The 7043-nt window shown below is 47.3% G+C and carries 2 protein-coding genes; both read left to right on the forward strand.

Annotation, left to right across the window (positions count from 1 at the left end; genetic code table 11):
- The first annotated feature begins 14 nt into the window (after positions 1 to 14).
- Positions 15 to 1124, forward strand: coding sequence for an efflux RND transporter periplasmic adaptor subunit (locus GQF63_RS18445; RefSeq protein WP_160370729.1), 1110 nt, complete (start codon positions 15 to 17; stop codon positions 1122 to 1124).
- A 17-nt stretch (positions 1125 to 1141) separates the two neighbouring features.
- Entirely contained in the window at positions 1142 to 5710 is a 4569-nt protein-coding gene (locus tag GQF63_RS18450; RefSeq protein WP_160370730.1) for an efflux RND transporter permease subunit, read from the forward strand.
- The last annotated feature ends 1333 nt before the right edge of the window (positions 5711 to 7043 follow it).

The following is a 7043-nucleotide window of genomic DNA, read 5'->3' on the forward strand; positions in this document are numbered from 1 at the left end:
ATTTTTTAATTGCAATGAAAAACAATCTCTTGCTGTTGCCCCTTCTTGGATGGGCCGCTCTTGCTGCATCATGTACAGCGAATTCGAATGAAAAAACAGCGGTGATGGAGCCTAAACTTGTTCCAGTTACCCAATTAACACACATGGATACCGTGATTTACAAAGAGTATATTGCCGATATCCAATCCCAAAGAAATGTTGAACTACGTTCCAGATTAACCGGATTCCTGCATAAAATCTATGTAGATGAAGGTGCACATGTTCGCAAAGGTCAAGTGCTATTCTCCTTGATGGACGATGAGTACAAGGCTGATTTTGCACAGGCGCAAGCCCTATTGAACTCTGCACAAGCCGAAGTGAAAAAAGTAGAACTCGAAATGGAACGCACCAAAAAATTGGTGGATAAAAATATTGTCAGTCAATCGGAGTATGAACTGCTGCGGGTACAGCTGCGTGCTGCCCAAGCCAAAGTGAAAGAGGCCGAAGCGGTGTTGAACCAAAACCGAACGAAATTGGCAAATACCCAAATCCGTGCCCCTTTTGATGGCCGAATAGACCGGATTTTATTAAAAGAAGGATCCCTATTGGAAGAAGGATCCCTCATTACCAGTATTTCCGATCTGGCCCATGTGAATGTGTATTTCGATATCTCCGAGCCGGAGTACTTAGCCATTGTTACCGACCCGACCATCAATAAAGCCGCACGCTTCAAAAAAGAAGTGCAGCTGATTCTAGCCAACGGTCAGCTATACCCGCATACCGGACAAGCAGAAATTGTAGAGTCGGAGTTTGAAGCCAGCACAGGTTCCATTTCCTTACGTGCGAAATTCCCGAATCCTGAAGGCATCTTAAAGCATGGCGCAACAGGACGTATCGGTGTGCCTACACAAACCGGAAACTTAGTTATGGTGCACCAGAAATCGGTGGTCGAAATTCAAGACAAGGCCTATGTGTATACCTTGTATGGCGATACAGTGCGCATGACGCCATTTAAAAACGGACAGCGCGTGGGCCATTATTATATCGTAGAAAATGGACTGCCGAAAGACGCTAAAATTGTATACGAAGGGGTGAAATCCCTACGCGACGGCATGATTGTGAAACCTAAACTGGTAAATAACTAAAGAGAGGACGGGCATTCATGTTTGAGAAATTTATTAAAAGACCGGTGTTATCACTGGTCATATCCATATTTATTACCCTATTGGGGCTGTTGGCACTCTTTACCTTGCCCATCACCCAATTCCCGGATATCGTACCGCCATCGGTGGTAGTAACCGCCAATTATACCGGTGCAAATGCCGAGGTGAGTACCAATGCCGTCGCCATTCCCTTAGAAAAAGCCATTAACGGGGTGGCCGGTATGACCTATATGAATACCGTTTCTACCAATAACGGAACCACCCTTATTCAGGTGTTCTTTAAGGTAGGAACAGACCCGGATATTGCTGCGGTAAACGTGCAAAACAGGGTGACAACCGTGCTCGATGAATTACCCGAAGAGGTGATTAAAGCCGGGGTTACCACCGAAAAAGAGGTGAACAGTATGTTGATGTACTTAAACCTCTATACGGATGATGAAACCGCCGATGAACGATTCATCTACAACTTCACGGATATTAACATCCTGAAAGAGTTGAAACGGATTGAAGGGGTTGGTTTTGCGCAGATTATGGGTATGAAGGATTACGCCATGCGTATCTGGGTGCGTCCGGATCGTATGTCGGCCTATTCCATTTCTACGGAAGAGCTGGTCGCTTCCCTTCGTCGCCAAAATATCGAAGCCGCTCCCGGACAAACGGGGATCAGTTCCGATAAGACCGTCAACATGCAGCAGTATGTTTTACGCTATCCGGGTAAATTTACCGAGGTGGCCGAATATGAAAATATTCCGATCCGTGCCAATGTAGATGGTTCGGTAATCCGTATCAAGGATATTGCCGACGTAGAATTCGGTTCCTTGGATTACGAAATGGTGTCTAAAACCGACGGACGTCCTTCGGCTTCCATCATGTTGAAACAGTTGCCGGGCTCCAATGCGCAGGAAGTTATACAGCGTGTGAAAGACCGCATGGACGAACTCAAAGGCGCAACTTTCCCGCCGGGAATGACCTATACCATGGGTTATGACGTATCCCGATTCTTAAATGCCTCCATTTCCAGCGTATTGATTACCCTGGTCGAGGCCTTTATCTTGGTATTCTTGGTGGTATTTATCTTCCTACAAGATTTCAGAGCCACCATTATCCCTATTCTGGCGGTACCGGTGTGTTTAATCGGATCCCTATTCTTTATGCAGATGATGGGCTTCTCGATTAACCTTTTAACCTTATTTGCCTTAGTCCTTGCCATTGGTATTGTCGTCGACAACGGTATTGTCGTCGTCGAGGCCGTCTACGCCAAGATGGAGGAAGAGCACCTTTCTCCCATGGAGGCAACCTTGGCGGCCATGGACGAAGTAGGTTCAGCAGTAGTTGCCATTACCTTGGTGATGTCGGCGGTATTCGTACCGGTGGCCTTCTTAGATGGCCCGGTCGGTATTTTCTATCGGCAGTTCTCCTTAACCTTGGCTGCAGCGATTGTTATTTCAGGAATTAATGCCTTGACCTTAACGCCGGCACTTTGTGCCATTATCTTGCGCTCGCCGCACGATAAGAAACCGAGCAATAACTGGTTAGATAAATTCTTCCGCGGATTCAACCGGGTATACGATCGGATCTCGGGTGGCTATAAAGGCGTCCTCGGAAAAATAGCCGGCCGCCGCCTAATTACCCTAGCCGCATTGGCCATTATGTTCGTGCTGACTTGGGGCTCGGCAGCGGTATTGCCTTCGGGCTTTATTCCAACCGAAGACCAAGGGATGATTTACGTAGCAGTGACCACGCCGCCAGGGGCAACCGTAGACCGTACGGAAGCTGTGTTGAATGAGGTGGATGCCATCTCACGTGAATTGGATGTCGTAGAAACCGTATCCATCTTGGCCGGTTATAGTATTGTTACGGAAGTATCCGGTGCCTCTTATGGTATGGGGATGATTAACTTAAAGGAGTGGAAGAACCGCGACCAAACGGTAGATGATGTGATGCGGGTATTACGTGAAAAAACAGCCCATATCGCCGATGCCGAAGTGGAATTCTTCCCGCCGCCAACCGTACCGGGTTTCGGTAACTCCTCCGGTTTTGAACTTCGCTTATTGGATCGCTCCGGAAACGAAGACTTATCGGAAACTGATAAAGTAGTAAAAGACTTTATGGCAAAGCTGAGCGAAGATGAAGTGATCGAAAGCGTAAGCTCTACCTTCGACGTGAACTTCCCACAATATATGTTGGAAATTGATTACGACTTAGCGGCCAAGAAAGGGATTTCCGTAGAGAACTCCATGAATACCTTACAAACCCTATTGGGTTCGCAATATGCAACCAACTTTATTCGCTATGGGCAGATGTATAAAGTTATGGTGCAGTCGGATGCTTTCTCGCGTCAACGACCGGAAGATATCCTGAATCTCTATGTGAAAACCGCAGAAGGGGAGATGGTGCCTTATTCGTCCTTTATGACGATGAAGCGAATCTACGGACCGGAGCAGATTACACGCTATAATATGTTTACCTCAGCCATGATTACCGGGCAAGCCGCGCCGGGCTTCAGCTCCGGCCAGGCCATTGAAGCGGTGGAACGTATCACTGCCGAATTGCCGCAAGGCTTTGCCATCGAATGGTCAGGGATGACGCGTGAACAGAAAATTTCAGGAAACCAGGCGGCCTATATCTTCTTGCTGTGTTTGGTGTTTGTGTACCTCTTGTTATGTGCACAATACGAAAGTTTCCTATTGCCATTGCCGGTTATCTTATGTCTGCCGGCGGGTATTTTCGGTGCCTTCTTCTTCCTGAAAATATTCGGATTGGAGAATAACATCTATGCGCAGGTATCCCTGGTGATGTTGATTGGTTTATTAGGTAAAAACGCCATCTTAATTGTGGAGTATGCCAACTTAAAACGGAAACAGGGCATGGATGTACTTGAAGCTTCTATTGAAGGAGCGGTAGCACGTTTGCGTCCAATCTTAATGACTTCCTTTGCTTTCGCCGCCGGTCTAATTCCATTGATGCTGGCCTCAGGTGCCGGTGCTATCGGTAACCGGACCATCGGTACGGCTGCGGTAGGCGGTATGGTGATCGGAACGATCGTTGGGGTACTGGTGATCCCGGGATTGGTGGTGCTATTCTCCCGTAGAAAGAAGAAAACGAGCCCCAAAAAGCCGACCAAGCTGAAGGAAGCAGCCGTGGCCATGACGGTTATTTTGTTGATTGCTTCTTGTTCGGTGCCGAAACAAACGACCCAACAACCTGTGGATCCGACCATGCAAACCGAAGCCAAAGAAATATTGACGGATTCCAGTACGCTGGCGAATCTGCCATGGCGGGAGGTCTTTACCGATGCGAACCTGATTAGTTTAATCGATTCGGGGATGCTGTATAATCGGGACCTGCGCCAGGCGCTCCATCGCATTGAAATGGCACAGGCCAATTTTAGGTTCCGCAAATCGGCCCTTTTCCCTTCGGTGGATGCCGCCGTGGAAGCTGGATTGCGTAAGTATGGCCATTATACGGAGTCGGGAATCGGTAATTACGATTCCAATTTCTCGGAAAACTTAACCGACGACGAGAAACTACCGGAGCCTTTTATCCCCGATTACTTCGTTGGGGTGCGGGCTTCTTGGGAAATCGACCTCTGGGGCAAACTCCGCAACCGCCGGGAGGCCGCATTTATGGGGCTGATGGCAGAAAGTGAGCTGAAACGCTTAATGGAAACCGAACTGATCAGCAGCATTGCCTCGGCCTATTATGAGCTGATTAGTCTGGACCAAAAGATTAAGGTGTACGAGGAGAACATTACCCTGCACGAACGCGCCCTCGAAATTGTGGAAGCACAAAAGGAAGCCGGACGTTCCGACGAACTTGCCGTACAGCAGTTTAAATCAATTCTTGCCGAATCTAAAGCGGGAAGAGCGAACGCCATGCAGGAGATATTAGCCTACGAGCACCAGATTAATGCCTTACTGGGTAGGGTATACCAACCTATTCTGCGCAGTAATATGCCGATTCGCGATAACCTCCTGTTTGCCGACCTTTCCGTGGGTAGCTTGGAAGACTTATTCAATAATCGCCTGGACATCCGCCGCGCCGGATTGGACCTGAAAGCAAATTACCATGATCTCGAAACATCCCGCTTATCCTTCCTGCCTTCGGTAGCCATTAGTCCATACCTGGGCTTGCAAAGCTTTAGCATCGACAAGCTGTTTAATATCGACAAATCGCTAACCTATGGCCTTTTTGGAGGCGTAACGGTACCCTTATTTAAACAACGCGAACTTAAATCGCAGTACGAAACCATGAAGGCGGCCTATGGCATAGGCTTCCTAGAATACGAAAAGGTAGTGCTAAACGCCGTAAACGAGGTGTCTTTAGCCTTGAAAACGCATGGCACCATCCAAACCCGTGAAGATTTCGTACAAGAACAAGTGCTGGCCCTGGAATCGTCGATCCAGGCTGCCGAAGAACTATTTATCGCCGGACGGGTCACCTACCTGGACGTCATCACCACTCAAAAGGGATTGGTTGCCGCACAGGTAGCCGAGGTAGAAATCCTCAAAGAGAAAATGCTGAATCAAGTCGTATTATATAAAGCACTTGGTGGTGGCTGGAAATAAATGGGTATTATAAAATAGATGGAATGGGGAAGCAATCGCTTCCCCATTTGTTTTGATGAACCTTTTTGGAGTGTCCTTGTTGTCTTTTTTGTGACCCCTTGTTCAGCCTATTGCAAAGGGGATTGATACGGGTGAGAAAGGGGAGAGGAAGGGGTGAGGAAGGGGTAGTCCCAGTAGTTAGTATGGAGTATTTAGTAGTTAGAGCCTGCAGGCGGGGGTGGGGATGGAAGCTGCTGCCCGCCTTTACTGCGTTGTGGCCTGTGCTGTCATCGTGCTGTCGGCGTGCTGTCATCGTGCTGTCGACGGGTTGTCAACGTTTTGTGGACGGGTTGTCATCGTGAGGGGGGTAAAATGTTTGCAAAATTTATTGGAAGGTGATGACATTAAGTAGCATTGCTTGAAAGCTTTGCTTACAAACTGTGGCACGCTTTGTACCGCGTTGTGGCGAGAGTTGTCATGGTGAGCGGAGTCGAACCATTGGTACGTCAATGCAAATCATAATGCATAACCACCTTACTTACAGTGTTTTGAACAAACATGTCATTGGTAGCGGAGTCGAACGACTGGTACGTCGGTACAGGTAGCACGCTTTGTTCAACTTTTTATTGCACGCTATCTTATAAAACTACTACCAATCATACGACAGCACTTGCAAAAGTTTTGCAAGCAATGCTTGTTTATGTAAGCAATGCTTGTTTATGTAATCAATGCTTGTTTATGTAATCAATGCTTTCCTTTTTCTTTAAACAAACTTTGTTATTATGCGCTACCTGTACTGACGTACCAGTCGTTCGTGGTTCGACTCCGCTCACCAGGACAGCTCACCAAAACAACAGCACGAGCACATAAAACCCCCATAGTTTACCTCCAAAGGCTCCCATCTACTAAATTTATCACGCATTGTCCTAGCGAGTTACGCTATTTCCACAAAAATACTTTGCTGTATCTCTTGGAAGTGAAGGTAATTTGTCCCTATCTTTGCACCACTCCGCAAGGGAGGGACGGCTGGAAGCAGCCATGACAAACAGAAGGGAATGGGCGGTTGAGACTAAGCAATTAGCAGCAACACACACCATACAAAAAGAGTCTCGAAAATTATTTTAAAATAAATTTTGCAGAATCAAAAAAACCTTCTACCTTTGCAGTCCCAACTACGGGGAACGGCCAAAAGCGCAAGGCTAGCGGCAGAAAAAAATGATAAGTTCAAGGGTTCAACGCAAGGAGAACCTGATAACATAACAACAGCGGAAGCGAGATGCGGAAGCGATAAGTTCTTTAAGAAATAATGATCAAGTAGCGCAGCGAGTAGTCGAGAGACGAAAGTTGAACAAGA

This window comes from Sphingobacterium humi (genome assembly GCF_009768885.1).
GTDB lineage: Bacteria > Bacteroidota > Bacteroidia > Sphingobacteriales > Sphingobacteriaceae > Sphingobacterium > Sphingobacterium humi.

What these genes read in the sequence shown, in the direction of transcription:
- GQF63_RS18445 (WP_160370729.1), top strand. Translation starts at nt 15, where the DNA reads ATGAAAAACAATCTCTTGCTGTTGCCCCTTCTTGGATGGGCCGCTCTT.
- GQF63_RS18450 (WP_160370730.1), top strand. Translation starts at nt 1,142, where the DNA reads ATGTTTGAGAAATTTATTAAAAGACCGGTGTTATCACTGGTCATATCC.